This is a genomic window from Pseudoclavibacter sp. RFBG4 (assembly GCF_002931515.1).
Classification (GTDB): domain Bacteria; phylum Actinomycetota; class Actinomycetes; order Actinomycetales; family Microbacteriaceae; genus Pseudoclavibacter.
The window spans coordinates 9,635-32,426 of the sequence record NZ_PSYC01000049.1 but is presented as its reverse complement, the minus strand read 5'-3'; the positions used below and the strand labels follow the sequence as shown (position 1 = coordinate 32,426).

Genomic DNA, 22,792 nt, shown 5'->3' with positions numbered 1-22,792 from the left:
GATTGGCGGGGCAGGGCAGGGTTTAGCGGGGCGGGGTCAGAGGGCCTCGGGGAGGTTCGCGAGCTGCACGACAGCGGGTGCCTCGCCGCGGCGCAGGTACTTCCCGCGCCCAGGGGGCATCCGCTCGGCGTAGACGCGAGGCGCGATCTGGCCCTCGCTTCGGTCGCCGGAGAGCAGCAGCAGCGCCCCACCCGTGTCGCGCGTGCTCTGCAGGAACGGCGCGTACATGGCCCTCGTCGAGCCGGCCACGGGCCTCGTCACGACGATGTGGATGCCGAGGTCCCGGGCCGCGGGCAGGTGCGGCACGAGCGCGCCGAGCGGGTCCGTGCCACCCGCCGCGACGATGTCGTAGTCGTCGACGAGCAGCACGACCCTCGGTGTCTTGCGCAGCTGCTCCGCGGTGCGTCCGGGACGCTCGGCGAGCTCGCTCGCGATGGAAGCGGCCAGTCCGCTGGCCTGAGCGGCCGATCTGGCGTGCGCCGCGAGGTATTCCTCGGGGATGACGCTCGGCACCTTGCCGCGCGGGTCGACGACCGCGATGGCGAGCTCGTCCGGCGTGAACCGGTCGACGAGCCCCTTCGCGATGACGCGCAGCGCCGTCGACTTGCCACTCTTCGCGTCTCCCAGCACGACCAGGTGCTGGTCGGAGTCGAGGAAATCCCAGAGGGCGGTGTCCATCGTGTCCTGCCGGAGCCCCAGGGGCACGGCCGTCGGCTCGTCGGCGGCGTCAGGGAGCGTCGACGGGTCGATGGTGTTCGGCAGGAGCCGGATGGGGGCCGCCGCGGGGCCGCTCCAGGACTCCGCGGCGCGAGCGGCGAGCTCCTCGAGTGCCTCGCCGACCTGGTCCGGGTCGACCGCTTCGAGCGTCGGGAGGGCGAACTGGGCGAGCGTCTTCGCGTCGGTGAGGGCGCGCCCACGGGAGTCGGGCGGCACGGATTTCGCGAGCTTCCGGTCGATGGCGGAGTCGGCGGGGTCGTTGAGGCGCAGCTCGATGCGCGTGCCGAAGAGAGACTGGTGCGCCATGCGCAGCTCGCTCCAGCGACCGAGCGTGACGACGAGGTGGATGCCGTAGCTGGAGGCCTGCAGCATGAGCTTCGTGAAGGGGCCGTCGAGGTGCTCGAAGTCCTGACGGAGCGCACCGTAGCCGTCGACGAGCAGCACGATGTCGGCGGTCGGGAGCTCCGGCAGCTTCCCGGCTGCGTGCATGGCCCGCAGCTGCGCCGTGCTGTCGATGCTGTGGCGCTTGAACAGCTCCTCGCGCATGCGGAGCATGGCGGTGAGCTCCTCGACGAGGCGCACGAGGCGAGAGTCGTCGCCCCGAGCGGCGACGCCGCCGACGTGCGGGAACGCTTCGAGCCTGCGGAGCCCACCACCCGTGAGGTCCATGCCGTAGATGCCGACGGCCCCCGGCGACCCGCTCAGCGCGAGGGATGCGGCGATCGTGCGGAGCCCGGTGCTGCGCCCCGATTGCGGCCCGCCGATGATGGCGATGTGGCCGCCGGACTTGGTGAGGTCGAGCACCCAGGGTTCCTGGCGCTGGTTCGCGGGCTCGTCCTCCACGCCGACGACGATGCGCAGCGGATGCCCGCCGCTCGGGTCGGCGAGGGAGGCCGCACCGGCGACCGTCGCCTCGTCGGCGGGCCCAGAACCGGCGGCGAAGGCCTCGCCAAGCGAGATGCGCTCCGCGAGCGGCGGGAGCCAGACCGGCCTGACCTTCTGCGGCCGGTCGAGCTGTGCGACGAGGTCGTCGATGAGGGTGCGCCTCGTCTCCGGCGCACGCAGCACGAGCGGCGCATCCGGGTCTCCCCCGCTCTCTATGCCGTTGTAGGCGGGGACCTCGACGATGCGCGGACGCTCGTCGTCGGAGGCAGGGCGCGCCTCGGCGACCTCGTCGACCGGCCCGGACACGTAGCCGGCGTGGAAGCGCTGGTAGACGCTCGTGTCGACCTTCAGGTAGCCGTAGCCGGGAATGGGCGGCAGGTGGAACGCGTCGTTGGAGCCGAGGACCACCTGGGACTCCGCCTCGCTGAAGGTGCGCAGGCCGAGGCGGTAGGAGAGGTAGGTGTCGAGTCCCCGCAGCTTCCCGCCCTCGATGCGCTGGCTCGAGAGCAGGAGGTGGACGCCGATCGAGCGGCCGATGCGACCGATCTGCAGGAAGAGGTCGATGAAGTCGGGTTCGGCGGTGAGGAGCTCGCCGAACTCGTCGATGACGACGAACAGGTGCGGCATGGGCGCCAGCTCAGGACGGGTGCGGCGCAGCTCCCGGTAGTGGGAGATCGAGGGCGATGAGTCGGCGCTCTTGAGGAGCTGCTGGCGGCGCACGACCTCACCCTGCAGGGAGGCCCTGGCGCGGACCGTGAGCTGCGGGTCGTCTGCGAGGTTGTCGATGAGGCCGGCCAGGTGCGGCAGGCCTTCGAACGGGGCGAAGGCGGCGCCGCCCTTGTAGTCGACGAGGATCATCGCGAGGTCTTCAGGCGGGTGGGAGACGGCGAGCGAAAGGATGAGGGTGCGCAGCATCTCGGACTTGCCGGACCCGGTGGCTCCGATGCAGATGCCGTGCGGGCCCATGCCCTGCTGCGCGCTCTCCTTGAGGTCGAGGTGCACGGGTCGCCCTTGATCGTTGACGCCGAACGCGACGCGGAGGAACTCCGCTGGCTGCCGTGGCGCCCAGACGCGGTCGAGGGAGACGGGCCTGTCGAGGGGCACGCCCAGGATCTCGGCGATGTCGGCGGCTGGGCCCTCGTCGTCGCGAGCGCCGGCCGCCGCGAAGGTGCGTTTCGCGGCCAGGGTTCTGGCGAGGCCGTCGAAGGCGGTGGCGGTGAGCTCGTCGGCGTCGAACCGCACCGTCCGCTGTCCGCTGCCGCCGGCATCGTGGGTGAGGCGCGCGGCCCCGTCCGCGTCGAGCTCGATGCGGACATCGACGTCGTCGGGCTCGTCGAGGCGATCGTCGATGAGGTGGACGACGGTGACGCCGATCTCGCTCGGCGTGTAGCTGCGGTCGGGCAGCTGCAGCGGTCGGGCGGGCTCGCCGTGGCGGTCGTCGATGACGACGAGGCTGGTCAGCGCGGTGGCCTTGCCGCCCCGGCGCCTCGCGGCGGCCGCCGTCTGCGTGCGGTCGAGGAGCTCGCTGCCGAGCACTGCGGCGAGCTGCCGCAGCTCTGGGGCGACGCGTCGCGCGGGCACGGGCCCGTCGAAGAGCCGCGGGTTCTGCGCGTGCGGCAGCAGGTCGAAGCCCCGCCAGTCGTCGCCGCGATCTGGGGCGAAGGCTGCGGCGAGCTGCACGTCGTCGGGCAGCTGGTGGCTTGCGAGCTGGGCGACGAGGCCGCGAGCGAGGGGCACGGTCCGCTCCCGCGGCCCGATGACGGCGACGACGGATGCGCCGCGAAGGTCCGCGATGGCGGGCATGCCGGGGATCTCGCTGTGCGTCTCGGCGAGCAGCTGCGCTTCGCGGAGCAGGATGGGGTCGGCGGGCTCGGTGGGCGAATCCTCGGCGGCCACCGCGAGCTGGAACCACGGCACGGTCGCCGTTCCCACGCGCGCCTGCAGGTGGTCGGCGTCGCCTCTTCGGCGGTCCCAGAGGCGGGCGGGGTCGTGCACGAGGGAGGCGAGCCCGCTGCGGTCGGGGTGCACGAGCCTCGCGGCCCGCACCGCATCCGTCGCCTCGTCGCGCAGCTCGCTGCGCTGCCGTTCGAGGTAGTCGAGGTAGCGCTTGCGGCGGAGGCGGAGCGCGCGCCCGGCCCGGCCCCGCGCGGAGACGGCGAAGCCGACACCGGAGACGATCGCGACGACGAACACGATGCCCGCGATGAAGAGGAACAGGGGCTGCCCGTTGCGCATGACGACCATCATCGTCACGGAGGTGAGGGCGCCGACGACCGGCAGGAGGAACTGGAACGGCGTCGCGCTCGCCTCGTCGCTGAGCGTGGGCGGCGAGGCGAGCTGCCTCGCCTCGGGCCTGGGCGCGGGGAAGACCGTTCGTGTGGGGCGGTGGGCGTCGCGGATGCTCACGGTCGCGCTCCTGGTCGGTCGGCGTGGGGTGCTGGCGGGAACACCTGGGCGTGTGCGGGGGCCTGTGAGGGCGCCGACGGCGGGACCTGAGGCGGAGCCTGATCTGGGGCCTGAGCCGGGGCCGGGACGCGAGGCGGAGCTTGGGGCGGGGCCTGGGGCGAGACCCGAGGCGGAGCCTGAGGCGTGGGGGAAGGCGCAGGAACAAGCACAGGCTGCGCGGAGATGCCCGCGGCGGCGTCGATGACCCTGGCGCCGAGGCGCAGCATCCGCACGCCGTCCAGACCGCGCGCCGCGCCCGCTCGCAGCGCCCGGTCGTGCCGCACGAGCACCGCGGGGAACGGCAGCATGCTGACGAGCTTCTCGGTCGCGAGTCCGGCCCTCCGATGCACGTCGACGGCGACGAGCACGACGCGCGTGCGCTCGCCGATGGCGGCTGCGATGTCCAGGGCGTGCTGGATGCTCGCCCGCTCGGCGGTCGTCACGAGGCAGAGCACATGCGAATGCTCGGCGAGGTCGCGGATGCGCGCGAGCGGGGAGGTGCCCCAGTCGGTGACGGTGAGGTCGTACCGGTCGCTCGAGGCGCGGTGCAGCCGCCACCACGCCTCGACGTCCGCCGGCCACTCGGTCGGTGCGAGCTCGAGGGCCTCGACGCTCGTACCCTCGAGACCGCGCTCCGGTCGTGGGCTGGGACCCTGCGCGCTGACGAAGCGGACGCGATCGCTTCTCGCGGACGACAGGAAGCGCGCGAGCTCGACGGCGACGGTCGTGCATCCCGAGCCCGGAACCAGCGAGGCGACGCCGACACGTCGCCGGAGGGCGAGGGGCACGGCGGCCCGCTCGCGCAGGTCCTGCAGCTCGGCCGCGCCGCGAGCCGTGAGCGCCTGCCGGAACCCGTCGAGGCGACTCAACGGAAGGCCTCGAGGAGGTCGGCGAAGACGCCGAACGAGCCGAGCGCGAGGGGCACGACCGTGAGCACGACAAGCAGTTCGAGGATGTCGGCCCACCTCCTCAGCTTCGCTGCGACGACCTCGCTCGGCTCCCACGCCGCGACGGCCACGGCGGCGAGCGCAGCGACGCCCGTGATGAGCGCCTTCCCCTCGTCGCTGACGAGCGGCGTCGAGAGCAGCCACAGGGCGGTCGGCACCGCGGCCGCCAGCAGGAGGGCGATGCGCGGCGGCGCGAGCGGGAACGTCCGCATGCGCAGCAGCGCGATGACGGCGAGGGACGCGGCGAGTCCCTGCCGCCACGGGTCCTGCGAGAGCAGCAGCTCGGAGAGCGAGAGGAGCGCGACGAGCGATACCGCGATGACCGTCCAGGTGAGCTGCGCGAACGACTCCGCGATCGCCGCCCGGACATCCGACGTCGTGGCACGCGCGCCGCGCATGATGCGGTCGTCGTAGGCGGTGAGCCCGCTCAGCGAGAGCGCCGCGCCGGGGAGGAGACCGAGCACGGCGATGCTCAGCACGGAGGCGATGACGGCCACGCCGCCGCGGTCGAAGCCCGCCAGGTCGACGAAGAACAGCCCGGCGCTGAGCAGCAGCCCGACCCCAGCCCCGTACCGCGCGGAGGTCCGCTGGAAGCCGACACCCCAGACGAGGCCGAGCACGAACCATGCCGCCATCGCCGCGACGAGCACGACGATCGGCAGCGCGTCCCAGCCGGCCTCGCGGCCACTCGCCGCGCCGATCTCCGCCGCAAGACCGAAGGCGGCGGGCACGGCCAGGCCGAGCGCGAGGCTCGCGACGCCAGATACCGCGGCCCGCTGTCCAGACCGCGCGAGACCCGTGCCGGCGGCGGCGAGCAGCGCGACCGCGGCGAGCATCCACTCGGCGGGCAGCGCGAACGCGCTCATGACCCAGAGACCGGCTCCAGCGGCGGCGAGACCGGCGGCCACCGCGAGCACGGCACGTGCGTGCGCCTGCGTCCAGGCGTCCCGCCTCGCGGCGCCGGCCTCCGTGATGGCGTCCGTGATGTCGATGACCTCCGGCGCCTGCGGGGCATCATCCACCGTCGTGACCCGCAAGAGCGCTCCCGGCCGCACGCCCTGCTCCTCGAGGGTCGCGTCGAAGTCGAGGGATGCACCCGTCAACGTCGTCAGCGTCAGCACGGCGCCCCCGCTCGGGGTCTCCTCGAGGAGCTCGAGCACGTGCGGCAGGAGCACCCCGATGGGCTCGCTGTTCGGGAGTGCGAGCTCAGCCTTGCGCTCGCTGCCGATGACGGTGAGTCGCGTGTACGACACTCAGTGCTCCTCAGGGGTCGTGCGACGGGTGGTCATCCGGAAGCCGCTCACTCGACGACCGTCAGCGTCTGCGGGTCGATCGTGATGCCGCTCGTCGGGTTCGTGTAGTAGCCCGTCGCGGGGTCGATGTACCAGCCGATCCTCGTGTCGATGAGCTTGCCCTCCGGGTCGGTGGCATAGCCGGTCACGGGATCGACGACGAACCCCGTCCGAGGGTCCGTGTACTCGCCCGTCGCCTGGTCGAGGAGGAAGCCCGTGGCCTCATCCTTCACGACCGTGCCTCCGGGCAGCACCGGGTTCGCGGCAGCTGCGGCCTGGAACGCGGAGATCGCCTCCTGCTGCTTGCGGTCCTCGAGGAGGTTCACGACGAAGCTCGTGCCGAGGCACGCGCAGCAGATGACGGCCCCGAGGATGACCGAGCCGAGCAGTCGCCCCACGTTGGTGTTGACGGACCGCCGCGTCGCCTGCGGTCCGTGCGCGAGCGCGCCCAGCATCCGCTCGCGGTGGGCGCGGGTCGTGTCGATGAGGGTGCGGTCGGTGTCGCTCATGCCGCCACCCCCGATCCTGCGATGCTCGCACCGGGGCGTCCGAGACGCACGCGCCGCGACCCGAGGGCGAGCACGGTGCCGAAGGGAACCGTGACGGCGGTCTCCGGCTGGAGCCGCCTCGGGTCGCCGCCGGCGAAGGTCCACGTGCCGCCGACGCTGCCGAGATCGGTGACCAGCACGCCGTCGAAGTTCGGCTCGAGGCGCACGTGCGTCGGCGCGAGACTCCGCGAGAAGTCGGGGACCGCGACGGGCCGCTGCCCCCTCGAGGTGACCTGCGGCGCACGCCCCACGATGATGACGCCGCGGACGACGTGACGCGAGCCGTCGTCGAAGTGCAGCTCGAGGTCTGGGCTCGAGAAGCGCTGGGGAACTCGCGTGGGTGGTGCGAGCTCGATGGGAGCCGGCACCAGCTCGAGCGGGTCGAGACCCCTGCGGATGTCGACCGTCAGCCGCGCGCCTGCAAGCGGCCGAGCTGGCATCCCCGTCGAGCGCGCGACGGTGCGCAGGCCGAGCAGCGCGTGGCCAGGGCTCGTGCCGAGGGCCGACCGCAGCCACCACCAGAGGCCCAGCAGCACCAGCGCTGCGGATGCCCCGACAAGCGCGGCGAACGCGCCGCTGATCCGCGCGGCAAGGAGCGACAGGCCAGCCACGACGACGAGTCCGAGCGCGACATCGACCACGACCGACCAGGCGCGCTGGCGGGTCGCCGCTGGGAGATCGGCCTGTTTCCACACGAGTGGCAAGGCTAGTCGGACGAACCTGACCCTGGGAGGGGAGAACTCCCCACGAAAAAGTTGGACGAAGGCGGGGCGATCATGCTGAACTGACGTCTCCGGAGGACAACGCGCGCCGACCGCGGTGCTGGAGAGGATGCCATGAAGTTCGCAATGGAAGACCAGACGCTGGTCACGCTCGGGAACAAGTCGCAGACCGAATCGGACGACCTCGGCGAGCTCGTCAAGCAGCTCTTCGACGCCGCAGAGCCACTCGCGTCCACCTTCAACGGACCGGCGAAGGCCAGCTTCAACAACTTCAAGGCCAAGACAGACGACATCTCGAACGCCCTCAACTCGGCGCTCGCCGGCATCGTCACGTCGATCAGCGGCCAGAACAAGGCATTCGTCGCGGCCGCCGATGACGGAGCGGCAACCCACGAGGCGTCGTCGAACTCGACCGACTTCAGCTCCGAATCCTTCCTGTCGCGCATCCGCCCGCAGGCCTAGCCTTCCCGAGAACCGGAGAACACGCATGTTCACGAACCAGATGGATCGCAACGACTACAACATCGGCTCCTCCGAGGCGACGCAGGCGAACTTCGAGCAGGTCGCCGCGCGCCTCGAGTCGGCGCTCGACCGCCGCGACGCCGACGTCAAGCAGGCCATGGCCGACTACCAGGCAGACGGCGTCTCCGAGGAGTACGCGCACCTCGAGCAGCAGTGGAACTCAGCCGGCCAGCAGGTGCGCGACGTGATCGCCGCCATCCGCAACTCGCTCGTCGAGAACGACGACGTCGCACGCCGCGCCCTGTCGGCTGCACGCGCCTCGATCCCAAGCTAGGCCGCGCCCCCCGGACTCGGCCGAGGTACCGCTCGGCAGACCACGGGACGCCCGCAACCAAGACGGCGGCACGCTTCACGCGTGCCGCCGTCTTCTTTCGTCTCGGGTCGCTGCGTTCAGTCTCGAGTCGTTCCGCGGCGCGCAGTCTCGAGCCGGCCAGCGTCGAACAGCGGGCGGCTACCGGTTGTCGTTGGCGGTGCCCGGATTGCGGCTCGGGTCGATGCCGAGACGCTCCTCGGCGCGTTCGACATCGGCGAAGCGCTGCTCCTCGACAACGAGGAGCACCTTCTTCGGCACCGACTTCAGCCAGATGCGTCCGCCATTGCCCAGCTCCCAGTAGGGGTCTCCCTGCTGCTGGCCGGTTGGGGCCCCGAGCTGCGAGTGCACCGCGTCGCGAAGGGCGCTCGCCGCTTGGGAGAGCGCCGCCGAGTCGTCGCTCTTGTCGCTCACGGCGATCGTGACCTGCGAGATCGCCTCGTCCGCGACCAGCGAGCGCACGGTCGGGAGGCTCACGGGGTAGCCGGAACGGTGCTGGACGCCGCTCGACGTCTCCAGCTTCGGCTGCCAACCGAGTTCTTCAGCCAGCGCCGCGTAGCCGTCCCGCCCAAGCGGCCACTCGACCGCGTCGAAGGCCGCGCAGACCGCACGCACCTGTTCGTCTGTCGCGCGCGAAAGTGCATCCATGGGCTGATCCTATCGAGGCAGGCCGAGGTTCAACTCGGCCGGGTTGAGGCCGAGCCGCTGGACGGAGATGCTGCCACCCGGGCTGGCCTTGACGAGCTGGTAGTCGACCCTGACCGAGCCGTCGGCCAGGCCCGCGGCGAGGGCCGGATTGTCGCGCAGGTACGCGGCGAGGTTGGCGTCGTTGCGGAACACATCGTTGAAGTACAGCGTGGATCCCTGAGCCGCGCGGCTGCCGCTCGGCAGCACGGTGCCGTCGGCCAGCGTCGTGCCGTCTGGGAGGATCCGGCCCGTCGTGCTGAGGCGCGCGCTGCCGCCCTTCGCCTCGGCGACGATGAGCGTCTGCGTTCCGTCCTCGCCGACGCGCAGACCGATCTGGTCGAACGTCCCGGGGCCAGCCCCGTCGACGGGGACCACCACTGCTCCGCCCTGCGCGGCGATCGCGTCGCGTGCCGCCTGGTCGCCCATCTGCTCGGATGCGTCCACCTGCGCCACGAAGGCCTCACGCTCGGCGCGGGCCGCGACCTCGAGGTCGGCGATCCGCTGCGACGCAGCGGCGTGCTCCTCCGGCGGCAGGTCCAGCTCGTCGAGCTGGTCGTTGAGCTCGTCGATGGTCGCCGTGATGTTGTCCTTGTTGAGCGCCCCGCCGTCGACATCGACGGTGAGATCGAGGTCGTTCAGCGCCGCGACCTGCTCGTTGCGGGTCTCGAGCGCCTCGTGCCGGATCGCCTGCTGCTCGGAGCGTGCACTGTGGTGCTCGTCGAAGGCCGCCGAGCGGTCGACGCCGACGTCCGTCGGAGTGCGGTGCGCGGAGTGCGGGTCGATGCTCGAGGGCTCCACGCCGGGCGTATTGACCGGAGCGCCCGTCCGCGGGGACTCGCCGCCGGGCACATCGCCGCGAGGCACATCGCCGCCGGGCGCAGCCGAACCCGGCCCATCCGGCGCCTGCGCAGGCGGTGGGTCGAAGGTGGGCGCGGTCGGCGACCCCGGGCCGGTGCCCGGGAGGGTTCCGGTGCCAGGCACGGCACCCGTTCCCGGCACGGTTCCAGTACCAGGCACGGCACCTGTTCCCGGCACGGTTCCAGTACCAGGCACGGCGCCAGCCCCCGGGACGGTTCCCGTGCCAGGCACGGCACCCGTTCCCGGAAGGGTTGTCGAGCCGGGCGCCTCGAGGCCGAACGCGTTCGACACGGGAGGGACCCCACCCGTGGGAGCGAGCGCGTCCACGACCCCGGTCGCCCCGACGTACGGCGTGATGCGCAGGCCATCCGGTGAGAACCGGATGCCCCTCGTCGCGAGACCGACGGCAAGCGAGCCGCCGGGGATGGCGAAGTCGGCGGCGAAGGCACCGGCACGCGTCACGATCGACCCGACCCGGCCCGCCGTCGAGACGCCCTTGGCGATGTTCGCCCCTGGGATGAAGAACGTGCCGATGTTCGCGAGCGTCTCGGTGCCCGTCGCGACGGCGTCCTCCTCCCAGGCGTGGAAGCCGTTCTCTCCTGCCAGCGCCGCCTGGTGATCCCAGCCGATGAGGCTCCCCCAGCCGGTCGCGGCGACGTTCACGCGATCGTCGAACCACTGATCGGCCTCCGATCCCGGAGCGACGAGCTTCACGGCCCAAGTCGTCGGCGACAGCACGACGGCCGTCGAGAGGGCGAAGTTGCCGAGCCCTCCCCAGGCCGCGCCCGCCTTGTCCCAGCCCCACTCGCCGGAGACGGGGTCGCGGCCGATGAGCGACGCCGCGCCCGTCCACGTGCCGTGCCAGAAGTTGCCTGCGCCGTGCGCGACCGACTCGGAGCAGTTGCGGTCCTCGTCGGCCGGGTAGCCCCAGGGCAGCTCCGTCGACGCCATGATCGCCTCGGCGGTGATCGCCTCGTCTTCCGTGACGTAGCTGCCCGTGCTGAGGGTCTCGAGTCCGGCCGCGCAGGTCGTCGCGGCGGCGGAGACGGTCTCGATGATCGCGGCGTACTCGGCGAGCAGCTCCTCGTTCTTGTCCCGTGCGGGGCCGTGCTCGGTCCACGAGATGTGCTCGGTCTTGTCGCCCAGCTTCGTGATGTCGGTCGTGGCCCACTCCCACGACAGCCCGTGCGCATCCCACACCGTGACGTTGTAGCCCCGGAGCGCCTCCTGCCGGAAGGCGGCGGCTCGATCCTCGAGGTCCTTGAGCGTCGTTTTGACGCCCTCGAGCTCCTCAGCGTAGGTGCGCAGGTAGCCGGCCGCACTCGAGAAGCTCGTCTCGACGTCGGAGGCCGCGTTGGTCGCCGGCGAGATCGCCGCGTACACGGACTCCTGCTCCGGAGCCTGGTACGAGGCGCCGATGCCTGCCCAGGTCGTGCTGATCGTCGACACCTTCTCGACGAGGCCGGTCCCCATGCCCTCGAGCGAGGTCGCCGAGCCCTCGATGACCGACGTGTCGAGGTCCGCGCTCTTGCAGACGAACGCAGACGGGTCGATGAGGCCGTCTCCGGTGCAGACTTCGATCGTCATGCGTCCCCCTGGTATCCGTGCTGCTCGAAGAAGCTGAAGTCGCCGTTCGAGCCGTCGGCGATGGCCCCCTGGAACTCGAGCGCCATCTGCTCCTGCCCGTTGTTGTAGGCGTAGACGGCATTGGCGACACCAGCGACGCTCGCGTTCACGGTGTTGCCGACAGCGGTGACGTTCGACTGCTGCTCCGTGAGCAGCCCGGCGAGGGCCTCGGAGACTCCGACGGTGATACCGCCGCCCCACGCGACCCCGGCCATGACGCCGTTCATGCCGGCCTCCGTGATCACGGTCGCGAGCTCACCCTGTGTGGCCTGCACGCTCGTGAGCACGCCCTGCACGCCGGTTGGATCGATCTTCCAGTCGGACACGTCACACCCTCTCTGTCACTGAGCCGCCGATGGCCGAGGCGAGCCGCTCGGCGAGCTCACGCCCCTGCTGTGCCGCGCCCCTCGGCACGGTCACCTCCGTCCAGAGCCCGAACGCGGCGGGCGGATGCGCCAGCGCCGCGGCCGCGCTCGTCGCGTCCACGATCGGCTGGCTCTCGAAGAGCGTGAGCAGCGACGCGCCGTCACCGTCGACGGCGTGGCGGACCGCGCCTCCCTCGAACGAGATGAGCTGCCCTTCCGGGTGCGTCTCCGCGATGGCGCGCGCGACGGCCTCGTCGCTCGGCGCGACCTCACTCAACAGGACCAGTTCGATCGGCATGCTCAGCTCCTCCCGACCTTGGTGTCGCCCGTGGCGAACTCCAGTGCGAGTGCGGATGCGAGGCGCTCCTGGTCGAGGTCGGAGGCGAACGCGCGCAGCTGGTGCCACAGCGGGTCGCCGCCGGAGAGGCGGACGACGAGCGCGGGAGCCCTGCGGAGGCCCACGGTCGTGACGTCATGTCGCTCGGCGAGCGCCTCGACGTCGACCGCGAGGTCGCGGACGGCGCGGGCGCCGAGAAGGACAGCCAATGGCTGCTCTGGCCTGCGCACGCCAGGGAGCCGCCCGGAGGAGCCAGCTCGCTCTTCGACCTCACCGCAGGACAGGAGCGCGACGTTCACGCGTGCCCGCTCCGCCAGCGCCTGGAGGGTGTCGCGGACCCGCGGATGCGCGGCGAGCGCACCTCCGGGCACATTGGCGAGCGGGGAGAGCTCCACGTCGCGGATCGGCACGGTGCCCCGCACGTGCTCGAGCAGGCCGGTCTTGGTCCGGGACGCTGCGAGACTCACTGCGGAGCCGTCATCACCGGAGGCGTAGTGCCGCTCGGTGACGGGCATCTGCCGCCGCATCGACTCGGTGACGGCAGCATGCGACCATCGCCCGGCGAGCGGTTCGACCACACCCCACCGTTCGAGCCCGGACCCGCCGAGACCCGCGACGAGCTGGTCGGCGACACCGCCGATCAGGGTGCGCTCGTCGGCGCGGTCTCGCACGTACACGTCGAAGACGAACGAGGGGTCGGTGCGCTCGCGAAGGCGAGAGAGCGTCGGGTGCGCTTCTGGCACTCGGTCGGCCCTTGGCGCCCAGAAGTCGCCGAAGCTGGAGATGCGTGTTCCCCGGAAGGCGTCGAACATCGCGCCCTCGAAGGAGACGGCCCAGTACCCGCCTGCGGCCTGGAACGCATCCGCGACGAAGGTGGACACGTGCGCGTGATCGGTGGTGACGAGAATGGGGCGCAGTCGTGCTGCGTGGGCGTCCATGAGGAAGCGCTGCAGCGGCCTGGAGAGCGTCACGCGCTCTGCCGACGCCCAGTAGACCGTGTAGCCGCCGCCGGCTCCGTCAGCACCTCGCTCGTCGGAGAGCGGATCGATGAACGCGGTCACGCGGTCACCTCCTGGCAGGCTCTGGCTTTGCTGAGCTGGCACGGCACGTGGGGCTGGTGCGGCACTTGGGAACCTCCGGGGCACTCGGACGAATCGCCAGATTATCTGGAGAACGGCGACACCCGAAGGGCAGTTCTCCCCTGCCGAGAGATCACCGCACGCGAGCACTGCGACCGCTGTTCGGCTCCCGCGTACGGCGCGGCTTCCTCCACAGACTCCGGACCGGGTTTGTTACTCGAGATTCCTCCTGCTACTGTCCAAACTGCTACTTAAAAATAGCCACCCACGGCGGCGGACAAGAAGGAATCCATCATGGCGAACACTGACCTCGAGCGCGACATCATCGCGGCGATCGTTGCCCGGCTCGGCTTGGAGATCGAGATGGCTGACGTTGACGTCAACGCTCCGATCTTCGCCGCCCTGGCCGAGGGAACCGAGTTCGAGGAGAGTTCCCTGAACCTGGATTCCATCGACATCCTCGAGGTCGTCCTCGCCCTCGGCAGCGCGTTCGACGTGGAGCTGCCGGACGACCAGCCTGAGATCTTCGGCTCCGTGCGGGCCATCGCCGCCTACATCCGCGAACCGCGTCCCCTCGACGCGACCACGTCCTAGCCTGCCTCGCCCGACGACTGGTCCATCAGTGCGCATCCTCATCACCGGCGTCGGTCTGCTCAGCCCGATCGGCAACAGCTTCACGGAATTCAGCGACTCGCTTCGGAACGGCCACTCGGGCTTCGCGCCGATCACGGCCTTCGACACCACAGAGTTCCCCTACGACCGAGGCGCGATCATCAGCGAGCTGCCCGACGCGTTCGGGGCGTTCGTCGCGAACCGACCGGGGTGGGAGACGGCCCAGCACTACGGAGCATTCTGCGCGAGCCGCGCCCTCGCAGACGCCGGCCTGTCCGCCGAAGATCTCGACCCGTTCCGCACCGCGGTGGTCGTCGCCTCGTCGAACGCGGGCGTCGAGACCAACCAGGCATACGCGGAGCAGTCGCTGGCGGGAACTCTCGAGACGGGGGCCACCATCGTGCGGACGCCAGGAACCGTCGCGGCGTCGATACGATCCGAGTTCGGGCTCCGCGGCCCTCAGGCATCCGTGTCGACGGCCTGTGCCGCAGGAAGCAACTCCGTCGGACTCGCCTGCGACCTCATCACCGCCGGGCACGCCGACCTGGCGCTCGCCGGCGGCGCCGAACCGTTCTCGATGCTCTCCTACTCCGGTTTCACGCTGCTCAAGTCGTTGACGCACGACGCGCTCCGGCCGTTCGATGAGCTCCGGGACGGCACCGGGCTCGGCGAGGCCGCCTGCATGTTCGCGCTCGAGTCCGAGGCGTCGGCCCTCGCACGAGGCGCGAGGGTCTACGGCGAGGTCGCAGGGTACGGTCTCTCGGACGACGCGCACCACGCGACGGCTCCAGACCCGAGCGGACGAGGAGCGGAGCTCGCGATCCGGCAGTGCCTCGACCAGGCGGGCCTGCTCCCCGCGGATATCGACTACGTCAACGCGCACGGCACAGGGACGCGGTACAACGACGTCATGGAGCTGACCGCGCTGCGCAGCGTCTTCGGCGACGTGCTCCGTGCCATCCCCGTGAGCTCGACGAAGCCGCTGCACGGCCACACGCTCAGCTGCGCGGGAAGCATCGAGCTGCTCGCCTGCCTCGCCGCGATCGCAGGCGGCTTCGTGCCAGGGAACCTCGGCCTCCGAGAGACCCTGCGCGGTTTCGAGGACCTCAAGCTGCCGACGCGCACCCTCGAGCACCACGGCGTGGACGTCGCCATCTCCACCTCGTTCGGCTTCGGCGGCAACAACACCTGCATCGCCGTGCGCGGCTTCCGGCCGCCGGCATGATGGCCCACGATCAGCCGGTGGAGTCCGCAGTCTCGACCTCCGCCATCCCGACCTCCGCCATCCCGGCCTCCACGACCCCGGCCGCCCCGCATCCCGTCGTCGCACCTGCGCAGCTCGTCTTCGGCCACCTCGGCATCGAGATCGAGCCGCTGGCAGTCTGCGCCATGGCGTCCGCGTTCCGCTACGTCCGGCCCATCGCCGACGGTCGAGACGAGTTCGGTGGGCTGGAGGCCGCCTTCGACCTGTTCGAGGCTGCGGGCTTCAACTGCGAGCAGTTCCGCACCGCGGACAGCGCGCAGCTCCTCGAAGCCGCGCGACGCGAGTACGCGCTGACGGAGCGACGCTGGCGAGCGGCGCCGATGTACGCCATTCACCCTGAGACGGATCCGACGACGGGTTCGAAGGTTCTCCTCCCCGTCGCGCTCAGCGAGTTCGACTCCGCGTCGGTCCGCGTCACCTCGATCTACGCCGACCGCCCGCTCAGCTACCGCGAGCTGAGCAGCGCGTCCCTGACGTCCTGGGGATACGCCGCGCCGGTCCCCTCGCTCAGAGCCATCATCGCGCCGAGCCGATTCTCGTTCGCGCGGCGGGCCGCGCGGTCCCTCGGCCTCGCGCTCCAGCGCATGCGGGTCGCGGAGGACGGCCTGCCGATGCTGTCGGACTGGCTTGCCTCGCACCCCAGCCGCGGCGACGTCGCCGCCTACCGCCACCGACTCCGCGCCGTCTCCTGCGGCGACAGCACCTATGGGCGCACGCGCCTCGTCGCCGCCCTCGACACCTACGGCGGTGCCAACGCGCACGACGCCACGAGGCTGGGCTTCCTGCGGTCCGCCGAACTGCACCGGGCTTTCCTCGACGGCGACGACACCGCGCTCACCGCGATCGTCGCGGTCGAACGAGCTGCACTCGAGACGGTCCGCGTCTGGCGGGAAGCGGAGCCCGAGTCGTGAACCTCACCGCGCGTACGACCTGGCCCGAGACCTACCGACGCGGGTCGCACTGCTTCTCCACGATGCTCTCGAACGTCTTCGAGGGCACCGGGTTCGACCTCGACGAGGGGCTCTGCTTCGTCATCGGCGGCGGCTTCGGATTCCTCTTCCACCGCGAGGAGAGCACCTACTACGTCAACGCCCGCATGCACGACCTCGAGCACTTCTTCGCGCGGCGCACCGGCTCGCGCATCGAGTTCATCTCGCATCCGGACGCGGACGCGATGACCGATCGCGCACGGGAATGGTCGGAGCAGGGGCTCCTGCCCTACCTCTACTGCGAGGCGCGCGAGCTCCCGAGCTTCTCCGGGGTCCTCCCCTGGGACGAGGTCCATGCGTTCGGCGAGCACGCGCTTCCCGTCAGGGCCGTCCTGCCGAACGGCGACCTGATCTGCAACGACTACCTCTGGTCGACACCGGTCGAGGTGTCCGCCGCGAGCGCGGCGGCCGCTGCCTCGATGCCGAGCGATGGGTCCCTGCTCATGGCGGCGCCGGCGAGGAAGTTCGCCGTCGGGCGAATCGTTCCGCCGAGGCTCGTCCCCGACCTCGACGAGGTGCTGATCGTCTCCCTCGCGGAGAGCGCCGAGCTGTTCCTCAACCCCGCGAACAACACGCAAGGCGAACGTGCCCTGAAGGCATTCGAACGCGAGCTGTCCTCGATGCCCGACGTGCTCACGACTCCACAGATGCGGGGGGAGCTGCTGTCGATCTCGACCATGCTCGAGAAGATCGGAACCGGCGGTGGAGCCGGTCGACACCTCTTCTCTCGGGGGCTGCGTGCAAGCGCGCGGCACCTCGTTCACGACGACCTCGACGCGGTCGCCGACCGGTACGCGAGCCTCGGACGAGGGTGGCGTGCGTTCGCGAGGGCACTCCGCGCCCATGCCGGGGCCGAGGACCCGAGAGACGGCTGGGGTGACCTCGTCTCTCGGATGCGCGAACTGCGCCGCGCGGAGCTCGAGGCCGTCTCCCGGCTCTCATCGCTCGCCGACTCACTCCTCCGAGGCACCTCGTGATCGCGGTCAGCTGGCTGGACAGAGCCGAGACGCGGCGCGCAGCCTCACCGCCCGAGGGCTGGCGGCTGCGCCGGGCCGCGGGGCGCGCACTCCTGACCGAGACCCTCGCGGACTTCGGCGTGCACGATGCGAGGGTGACCCGCCGGCCTCCCGAGAAGCCCCGGCTCGAGACGAGCGGGCTCCATTTCTCGACGTCGCACTCGGGCGAGCTGTCCGTATGCGCGGTCGCCCGCGAGCCCATCGGCATCGACCTCGAAGTCCTCGGCTCACCCAGAGCGCACCGGCTGACCCATGAACTGCCCTCGCTGCCCTCGGGGTTCTTCACCCCCGCGGAACGCCGAGAGCTCGCGACGTCACCGGCCCGGCTGCTCGAGATCTTCGTCCTCAAGGAGTCCTGGGGCAAGCGTGCAGGACTCGGACTCGGCATCGGGTTCGGCGCATTCGACGAAGCCGCACTGCGCGCGTCTCACCCGGACATCGAATTCACGCGCCTCACCATCCCTGGTGCCGTCTGCATCCTGGCCCGCCCCGTGGGCAGCGAGATCACGGTCCTCCGGCGCACACCGACCGCGGTTCAGCTCGCTGCCGCGGCAGCCATCGATCAAAAGGAACGAGCCGCATGATCAGACTGGCACTGCACGACGTCGTCCACTACCGGCGCGAGGCAACGGGCGTCGTGAGCCAGGTGGCCATCGGCATCGCGCTGTTCGTCATCGCGCTCTCGTTCGTCGGCTCCATCGCCCAGAACGCCGACCGGCTCGTCTTCGGGAGCGTCGGAGCGACGTGGCTCGTCGAGCCGAGCGCCGACAGCGGCGGCGCCCTCAGCTTCGACGCCGCGGCGGCGGAGCGCTTCTCGTCCGCGAGCGGCGCGGAATCCGTGCGGCCCCGGCTGCAGCTCACCGCGAACATCTCGAACCCGAACGGCTCGAGTGCACGCCCCGAGAGCGCATCGGTGAGCCTCATCGGAGCCGACCTCTCCGCGGAACCGCAGCTGGCGGAGAACCTCGGACTCCCCGCGCAGCGCATCGGCGCGCAGCACATCGAACTCCATGAGAAGACCGCGAGCCGCCTCGGGGTCACCGCGGGAGACGAGGTCCGCGTCTCGGTTGCCGGCGAGGAGATCACCTACACCGTCGACGACGTCGTCACCCCGGACACCCCGAGCTTCGTCTTGGAGAGCTGGGCGATCGTCGACCGCGACAGCCTCGCCGAGCGTGTGCACGGCGCCCCGGACAGCGTCAACGCGATCCTCGTCGATGCCGCTGACGACGAGTCGGCGCGATCCGGCGTCACAACCGCCGCCGCCGGGCTGGAGACCCCGACCACGGTGTCCTCCTGGTCGGAGACGAGCTGGTCGGCCCTCATGCTCGGCCCGAAGATCTGGGGCATCCTCCTGGTGTCGGTCTTCACGTTCACCTACGTCGTCATCTGCATCGGCCTCACCTCGCTCATCTACTCGGCCATGCTCTCCCGCGTCGGCGATCTCGCAGTGCTGAAAGCCGTCGGAACGCGCGGCGGGACGCTTCGGCGGATGTACCTCGCGGAGGTGGTCGCCCAGTTCATCGTCGGATACGCCATCGGCGCCCTCCTCGCCACCGCCACGGTCGCCGTCGTGAACCTCCTGGAGGTCTCCTCCACCGACTCGGCCTTCGCATTCGCCGTGGGGTCGACGAAGCTCCACCTCGACCCAAGCTGGTGGGCATTCGCCGCCCCCTTCGCCATCGGCCTCACGTTGACCGTGGCAGTGCTCTGGTTCCCGATCCACGGGGTGTCGAAGCAGCCCGCGCTCACCTTGCTGGAGCTCCGATGAGCGGCCACAGCGTGAACGAGACCCGGTTCTTCATCCGCTTCAGCGAGACCGACATGGCTGGCGTCTTCCACCACAGCAACCTGTTCACCTGGTTCGAGGTGGGACGCTTCGCACTCATCGACGAGCTCACCCGCGGCGGGAGCCTGCTCGAACTCGAGGGGGACACGCTCTTCGTCCCCGTCACCAAGACGCGAGTCTCGTTCCTCGGCCTCGGACGCTTCGGCGACGAGCTCCGCCTCGAGACCTTCCTGAAGCCGCAGGCGACCACGAAGCTCGTCTTCTACTACCGCCTGACCCAGGTGCATGACGGCAGCCCCGTGGCGATCGGCATGACCGAGCACGTCGTGCTCCGCGGCAACAACCGGTTCCTCTTCAGATGGCCGGAGTCGACGAGGCACCGCATGGACGGCTTCTTCGCGGAGCACCCGCACGCAGTCACCGACGGAAAGGAATTCGATGCCAGGCTCTGAATGCATCGTCGTCGGCAGCGGCATGGCCGGCCTCGTCGCGGCGGCCCGCCTCACGGCGCACGGTCACCACGTCACCGTCCTCGAGCAGCGCGAACAGGCCGGCGGCTACTTCGGGGGGTTCCGGAACGACGCAGGCGACCACTTCGACCTCGCCGTCTCGCACCTGCTCGGCGGCCACCCCGGAGGGGCCCTCCACACCCTGCTCCACGAGCTCGACATCGAGCACGCCGTGCACCTCGAACCCGTCGACATCGCCGACGTCATGGTCATCGGCGATCGACGCATCACCCTGCCGACCGGTCTCGACCGGCTCCAGACGAGCCTCGGAGTCCAGTTCCCGGAGTCCACGGACGACCTGGCGGCGTTCTTCGGCTTCATGCGCCAGTTCCTCGGCGACGACGGCGGCTCCGAGGACAAGGGCCGGTTCATGATGCGGAACTACCGGCGGGGTTTCGAGGAGTTCTGCACGGCCACCGTCGCCGACCCGCTGCTGCGCACGGCGCTTGCCATGCGCATCCAGTGCGACGAGTCGTCGCTCATGATCATGGCCGGGTTCTTCACCGAGTGCTACGCGAAGGGGATGGTCTCCCTCCGAGGAGGCATGCGCACGCTCGTCGACGCCCTGGTCGGGTACATCACCGAGTCGGGCGGCGAGGTGCTCCTCGGCGCGGAGGTCACCGCCATCCTCGCCGCCGACGGAATCGCGCATGGCGTGCGGCTCGCGGACGGCTCGACGAGAGCAGGAGACGTCGTCCTCTACAACGGCGACGTCTTCGCGCTCGAGACGATGCTGGCCGAGCACGGAGGCACGGGCATCGCCGTCGAGGGGCGACGACGTGGGCACTCCTCGCTGAGCCTGTTCCTCACGCTCGAGGGCGCCGACCTCTCACGGTTCGCCGGCGCCGCCCGCCACTACCTCACGGACACCGACGACGTGTTCGAGACCTATCGGGTGCTCGAGACCGGCAGGCTGCCGCACCACCCGGTGATCAAGCTGCACTTCCCGAGCCGGATCGACCCCTCCCTGGCGGCACCGGGCCGAGACCTCCTGCGCGTGGAGGTCGACATGTACCACGACGACGACGCCCACGACGAGGCCTTCTACGCCGATTACGCGCGGGGTATCGAAGCTCTCGTCGCGAGGCGCCTGGTGCCAGAGCTGCGCGAGCACTGCGTCTACCGCAGGGTCGCGACCCCGCTCGACTACCTGCGCTGGTTCGGGCACCGAGGCGGATCGGCGACGGGCTGGGCCCACGACGTCGACAACTACCTGGTGCGCCGGATCAGCCAGCGCACCGGCCTGCAGAACACCTTCATCACCGGCCAGTGGGGCGAGCACGGATCGGGCCTCCCGCAGCTGATCGCATCCGCAGCGAGGTCCATCTCCCTGGCAGAGAACTGGCTGAGAAAGCGAGCACAGCAATGACAACACCCACGCTCATCACGGGCCTCGGGGCGATATCGCCGCTCGGCCTGCGCCTCGAGGACCACGCGGCGTCCGCCGGCGCACTCGACCGATTCGGCTGGGCCTTCGCAGACATCGACGAAGCCGAGCGCCTCGCGTCCCGCTCGACGACGCAGCTCGGACACGAGACCCGGCCGTTTCCGGAGGGCTTCAGCATCAAGGACTACGTGAAGCCCGTTGGACTCCGCCGCAAGAAGCGCTTCAGCCAGATCGCCATGGCGGCCGCCACCGACGCCTTCACCTCGGCCCACCTCGGCGAACGGCCAGCCGACCTCGAGCGAGTCGGCGTGGTCACCGGCACCGAGTACGGGCCGCAGCGAGTCGTCAGCGAGTACCTCGACGGTCTCCTCGGCGGCGGGCTCCAGCAGGCGAGTCCCGGGCTCTTCACGCAGACCGTCTACAACGTGGCCAACGGCCAGGCGAGCCTCGCCCTCGGCCTCAAGGGGGCCAACTCGACCCTCGTCGGAGGGTCAGCGCTTGCCTACGCCGATCTGCTGCTCGCCTCCGGCAAGGCGGATGCGCTGCTCGCCATCTCCCTCGACGAGACCAACCAGATCATGACCGAGTACTTCGACCGCGTCTTCGAGCACCCCAGAGGGGTCGCCTTCACCTTCGCCACGGGGGAAGCGGCAGCCGTCGTCGTCCTGGAGTCGGCCCGGTCGGCCGAGGGACGCGGTGCGACGCCGCTCGCGACGCTCCTGAGCACAGCCTCGGCTTCGGCGGCAGGCGCAGGCGTCAGCTACCTGGACTGGCAGCCAGACGACACGACCATCGAGCATTCGATGCGACAGGCGCTCGAACGCGCGAACCTCACCATCGACGAGGTCGACACGGTCGTCGGCACCGCGAACGGCCTCGAGGGCCTCACGCGAAGCGAGCTCTCCGCCATCCGCGCCATCGGCCACCGCGGCAGCGTGCTGCTGCCGCGACTCGCGACCGGCGAGTGCTTCGGCGGTAACGAGGCCCTCGCCCACGTCATCGGCCTGCAGGCATCCGCGCCCGGCTCGAGAATCCTCACGACCGTGGCGACCGTCAACGGCGGCGTCACCTCGACGATCACCCGGAAGGCGGCAGCATGAACGCCCATCGTCACCTCGAAGGCACGACCCGCGTCTGCGTCACCGGGGCGACCCGCGGCATAGGCCTCGCCATCGCGGAGCGCTTCCTGCACAGCGGGGCTCGCGTCGCCGTGAACTACCGCAGCACTCGGAACGAGACCATGTCGGTGCTCGAGCGCCTCGAGCACCGCTATCCAGGCCAGGTGCTGCCGGTCAAGGCGGATGTCTCCTCCTTCGCCGAGGTGAAGGCCATGTTCGCCGAGATCAAGACCGCGTGGGGTGGGCTCGACGTGCAGGTCAACAACGCCGGCCACGCGAAGGACGGATACGCGCTCATGATGAGCGAGGAGTCCTGGCGATCGGTGGTCGACACCGACCTGTCCGGGACCTTCTCCTGCTCGAGGCAGGCAGCCTGGCTGATGGCCGCCGCCAAGCGCGGGACCATCGTGAACATCGCCTCCGTGAGCGCCCTCACGAGCCCCATCGGGCAGGCCAACTACGCGGCCGCGAAAGCCGGCGTCATCGCCCTCACCAAGACCCTCGCGAAGGAACTCGCGACGTTCGGGATCCGGGTGAACGCAGTCGCCCCCGGCTTCATCGACACCGACATGCTCGACTCCCTTCCGCAGCCGACGCGCGACGACTACCTGAAGCTCATCCCGCAGGCGCGCTTCGGGCGGGCGGAGGAGATCGCAGACGTCGTCCAGTTCCTCGCGGGGCCGAGCGCCTCGTACATCAACGGGCACTGCCTGGTCGCCGATGGCGGGCTCACCGCATGAATGGCATGAGTGGCATGAGTGGCGCCGC

Annotated in this window: 22 protein-coding genes; 12 read left to right on the top strand and 10 right to left on the bottom strand. The window is 70.6% G+C overall.

Translation table 11 applies throughout. The annotated features are described in order from the left end of the window. Nucleotides 1–36 precede the first annotated feature (36 nt). From eccCa to C5E10_RS19255, 5 genes are read right to left on the bottom strand one after another with little or no spacing between them, the layout of a single operon-like run. The gene (gene eccCa / locus C5E10_RS16845; RefSeq protein ID WP_104332619.1) at nucleotides 37–4,008 is read right to left on the bottom strand and encodes a type VII secretion protein EccCa; all 3,972 of its coding nucleotides are present in this window, start codon (nucleotides 4,006–4,008) and stop codon (nucleotides 37–39) included. Then, nucleotides 4,005–4,916: a hypothetical protein gene (locus tag C5E10_RS16840; RefSeq protein ID WP_104332618.1), complete on the bottom strand. Its 912-nt coding sequence runs from the start codon at nucleotides 4,914–4,916 to the stop codon at nucleotides 4,005–4,007. The genes eccCa and C5E10_RS16840 overlap by 4 nt, the downstream gene beginning before the upstream one ends. Continuing rightward, nucleotides 4,913–6,247, bottom strand: coding sequence for an EsaB/YukD family protein (locus tag C5E10_RS16835; RefSeq protein ID WP_104332617.1), 1,335 nt, complete (start codon nucleotides 6,245–6,247; stop codon nucleotides 4,913–4,915). Before C5E10_RS16835 ends, C5E10_RS16840 begins: the two co-directional genes overlap by 4 nt. A gap of 47 nt (nucleotides 6,248–6,294) precedes the next feature. Next, nucleotides 6,295–6,795 carry a hypothetical protein gene (locus tag C5E10_RS16830; RefSeq protein ID WP_104244293.1) on the bottom strand — a complete coding sequence of 167 codons (501 nt, stop codon included), beginning with the start codon at nucleotides 6,793–6,795 and terminating at the stop codon, nucleotides 6,295–6,297. Beyond that, a complete protein-coding gene (locus C5E10_RS19255) occupies nucleotides 6,792–7,529 on the bottom strand; it encodes an FHA domain-containing protein (protein ID WP_104332616.1) in 738 nt (245 codons plus the stop codon). The genes C5E10_RS16830 and C5E10_RS19255 overlap by 4 nt, the downstream gene beginning before the upstream one ends. A gap of 141 nt (nucleotides 7,530–7,670) precedes the next feature. Here C5E10_RS19255 and C5E10_RS19250 point away from each other — a divergent pair, with 141 nt between their 5' ends. Continuing rightward, on the top strand, nucleotides 7,671–8,018 hold the full coding sequence (locus C5E10_RS19250) for a hypothetical protein (protein WP_104244289.1): 348 nt from the start codon (nucleotides 7,671–7,673) through the stop codon (nucleotides 8,016–8,018). Between the two features lie 25 nt (nucleotides 8,019–8,043). Next, nucleotides 8,044–8,352 (top strand): hypothetical protein, encoded by a 309-nt coding sequence (locus C5E10_RS16815; RefSeq protein WP_104244287.1) that lies wholly within the window; start codon nucleotides 8,044–8,046, stop codon nucleotides 8,350–8,352. 177 nt (nucleotides 8,353–8,529) lie between these two features. Here the strand turns inward: C5E10_RS16815 and C5E10_RS16810 are convergent, their stop codons facing one another. Genes C5E10_RS16810 through C5E10_RS16785 form a run of 5 tightly spaced genes read right to left on the bottom strand, consistent with a single transcriptional unit; the run spans nucleotide 8,530 to nucleotide 13,322 of the window. Then, nucleotides 8,530–9,036: a DUF6301 family protein gene (locus C5E10_RS16810; protein WP_104332615.1), complete on the bottom strand. Its 507-nt coding sequence runs from the start codon at nucleotides 9,034–9,036 to the stop codon at nucleotides 8,530–8,532. Between the two features lie 9 nt (nucleotides 9,037–9,045). After that, the gene (locus C5E10_RS19245) at nucleotides 9,046–11,520 is read right to left on the bottom strand and encodes a hypothetical protein (protein WP_181062815.1); all 2,475 of its coding nucleotides are present in this window, start codon (nucleotides 11,518–11,520) and stop codon (nucleotides 9,046–9,048) included. Then, a complete protein-coding gene (locus tag C5E10_RS16795) occupies nucleotides 11,517–11,885 on the bottom strand; it encodes a DUF6507 family protein (protein ID WP_104332614.1) in 369 nt (122 codons plus the stop codon). The genes C5E10_RS19245 and C5E10_RS16795 overlap by 4 nt, the downstream gene beginning before the upstream one ends. Before the next feature lies 1 nt (nucleotide 11,886). Then, nucleotides 11,887–12,222, bottom strand: coding sequence for a hypothetical protein (locus C5E10_RS16790; protein WP_104307677.1), 336 nt, complete (start codon nucleotides 12,220–12,222; stop codon nucleotides 11,887–11,889). A gap of 2 nt (nucleotides 12,223–12,224) precedes the next feature. Continuing rightward, entirely contained in the window at nucleotides 12,225–13,322 is a 1,098-nt protein-coding gene (locus tag C5E10_RS16785) for a DUF6177 family protein (protein ID WP_104332613.1), read from the bottom strand. A gap of 312 nt (nucleotides 13,323–13,634) precedes the next feature. Between C5E10_RS16785 and C5E10_RS16780 the strand changes: the two genes are divergently transcribed. Genes C5E10_RS16780 through fabG form a run of 10 tightly spaced genes read left to right on the top strand, consistent with a single transcriptional unit; the run spans nucleotide 13,635 to nucleotide 22,764 of the window. Next, complete coding sequence (locus tag C5E10_RS16780) at nucleotides 13,635–13,934, top strand: phosphopantetheine-binding protein (RefSeq protein ID WP_104332612.1); 300 nt, start codon at nucleotides 13,635–13,637, stop codon at nucleotides 13,932–13,934. Nucleotides 13,935–13,962: 28 nt separating this feature from the next. Next, on the top strand, nucleotides 13,963–15,177 hold the full coding sequence (locus C5E10_RS16775) for a beta-ketoacyl-[acyl-carrier-protein] synthase family protein (protein ID WP_104332611.1): 1,215 nt from the start codon (nucleotides 13,963–13,965) through the stop codon (nucleotides 15,175–15,177). A gap of 17 nt (nucleotides 15,178–15,194) precedes the next feature. Next, a complete protein-coding gene (locus C5E10_RS16770; protein ID WP_104332610.1) occupies nucleotides 15,195–16,127 on the top strand; it encodes a hypothetical protein in 933 nt (310 codons plus the stop codon). After that, the gene (locus C5E10_RS16765) at nucleotides 16,124–17,182 is read left to right on the top strand and encodes a DUF4872 domain-containing protein (RefSeq protein WP_104332609.1); all 1,059 of its coding nucleotides are present in this window, start codon (nucleotides 16,124–16,126) and stop codon (nucleotides 17,180–17,182) included. Before C5E10_RS16770 ends, C5E10_RS16765 begins: the two co-directional genes overlap by 4 nt. Then, nucleotides 17,179–17,805 carry a 4'-phosphopantetheinyl transferase superfamily protein gene (locus tag C5E10_RS16760; RefSeq protein WP_181062814.1) on the top strand — a complete coding sequence of 209 codons (627 nt, stop codon included), beginning with the start codon at nucleotides 17,179–17,181 and terminating at the stop codon, nucleotides 17,803–17,805. The genes C5E10_RS16765 and C5E10_RS16760 overlap by 4 nt, the downstream gene beginning before the upstream one ends. Continuing rightward, the gene (locus C5E10_RS16755) at nucleotides 17,802–18,992 is read left to right on the top strand and encodes an FtsX-like permease family protein (protein WP_104332607.1); all 1,191 of its coding nucleotides are present in this window, start codon (nucleotides 17,802–17,804) and stop codon (nucleotides 18,990–18,992) included. Before C5E10_RS16760 ends, C5E10_RS16755 begins: the two co-directional genes overlap by 4 nt. After that, the gene (locus C5E10_RS16750) at nucleotides 18,989–19,462 is read left to right on the top strand and encodes a thioesterase family protein (RefSeq protein WP_104332606.1); all 474 of its coding nucleotides are present in this window, start codon (nucleotides 18,989–18,991) and stop codon (nucleotides 19,460–19,462) included. Before C5E10_RS16755 ends, C5E10_RS16750 begins: the two co-directional genes overlap by 4 nt. Next, nucleotides 19,449–20,888, top strand: a complete 1,440-nt coding sequence (locus C5E10_RS16745; protein ID WP_104332605.1) for an NAD(P)/FAD-dependent oxidoreductase — start codon at nucleotides 19,449–19,451, stop codon at nucleotides 20,886–20,888. The genes C5E10_RS16750 and C5E10_RS16745 overlap by 14 nt, the downstream gene beginning before the upstream one ends. Next, nucleotides 20,885–22,006, top strand: coding sequence for a beta-ketoacyl synthase N-terminal-like domain-containing protein (locus tag C5E10_RS16740; protein WP_104332604.1), 1,122 nt, complete (start codon nucleotides 20,885–20,887; stop codon nucleotides 22,004–22,006). Before C5E10_RS16745 ends, C5E10_RS16740 begins: the two co-directional genes overlap by 4 nt. After that, the gene (gene fabG, locus C5E10_RS16735; protein WP_104332603.1) at nucleotides 22,003–22,764 is read left to right on the top strand and encodes a 3-oxoacyl-ACP reductase FabG; all 762 of its coding nucleotides are present in this window, start codon (nucleotides 22,003–22,005) and stop codon (nucleotides 22,762–22,764) included. Before C5E10_RS16740 ends, fabG begins: the two co-directional genes overlap by 4 nt. The last annotated feature ends 28 nt before the right edge of the window (nucleotides 22,765–22,792 follow it).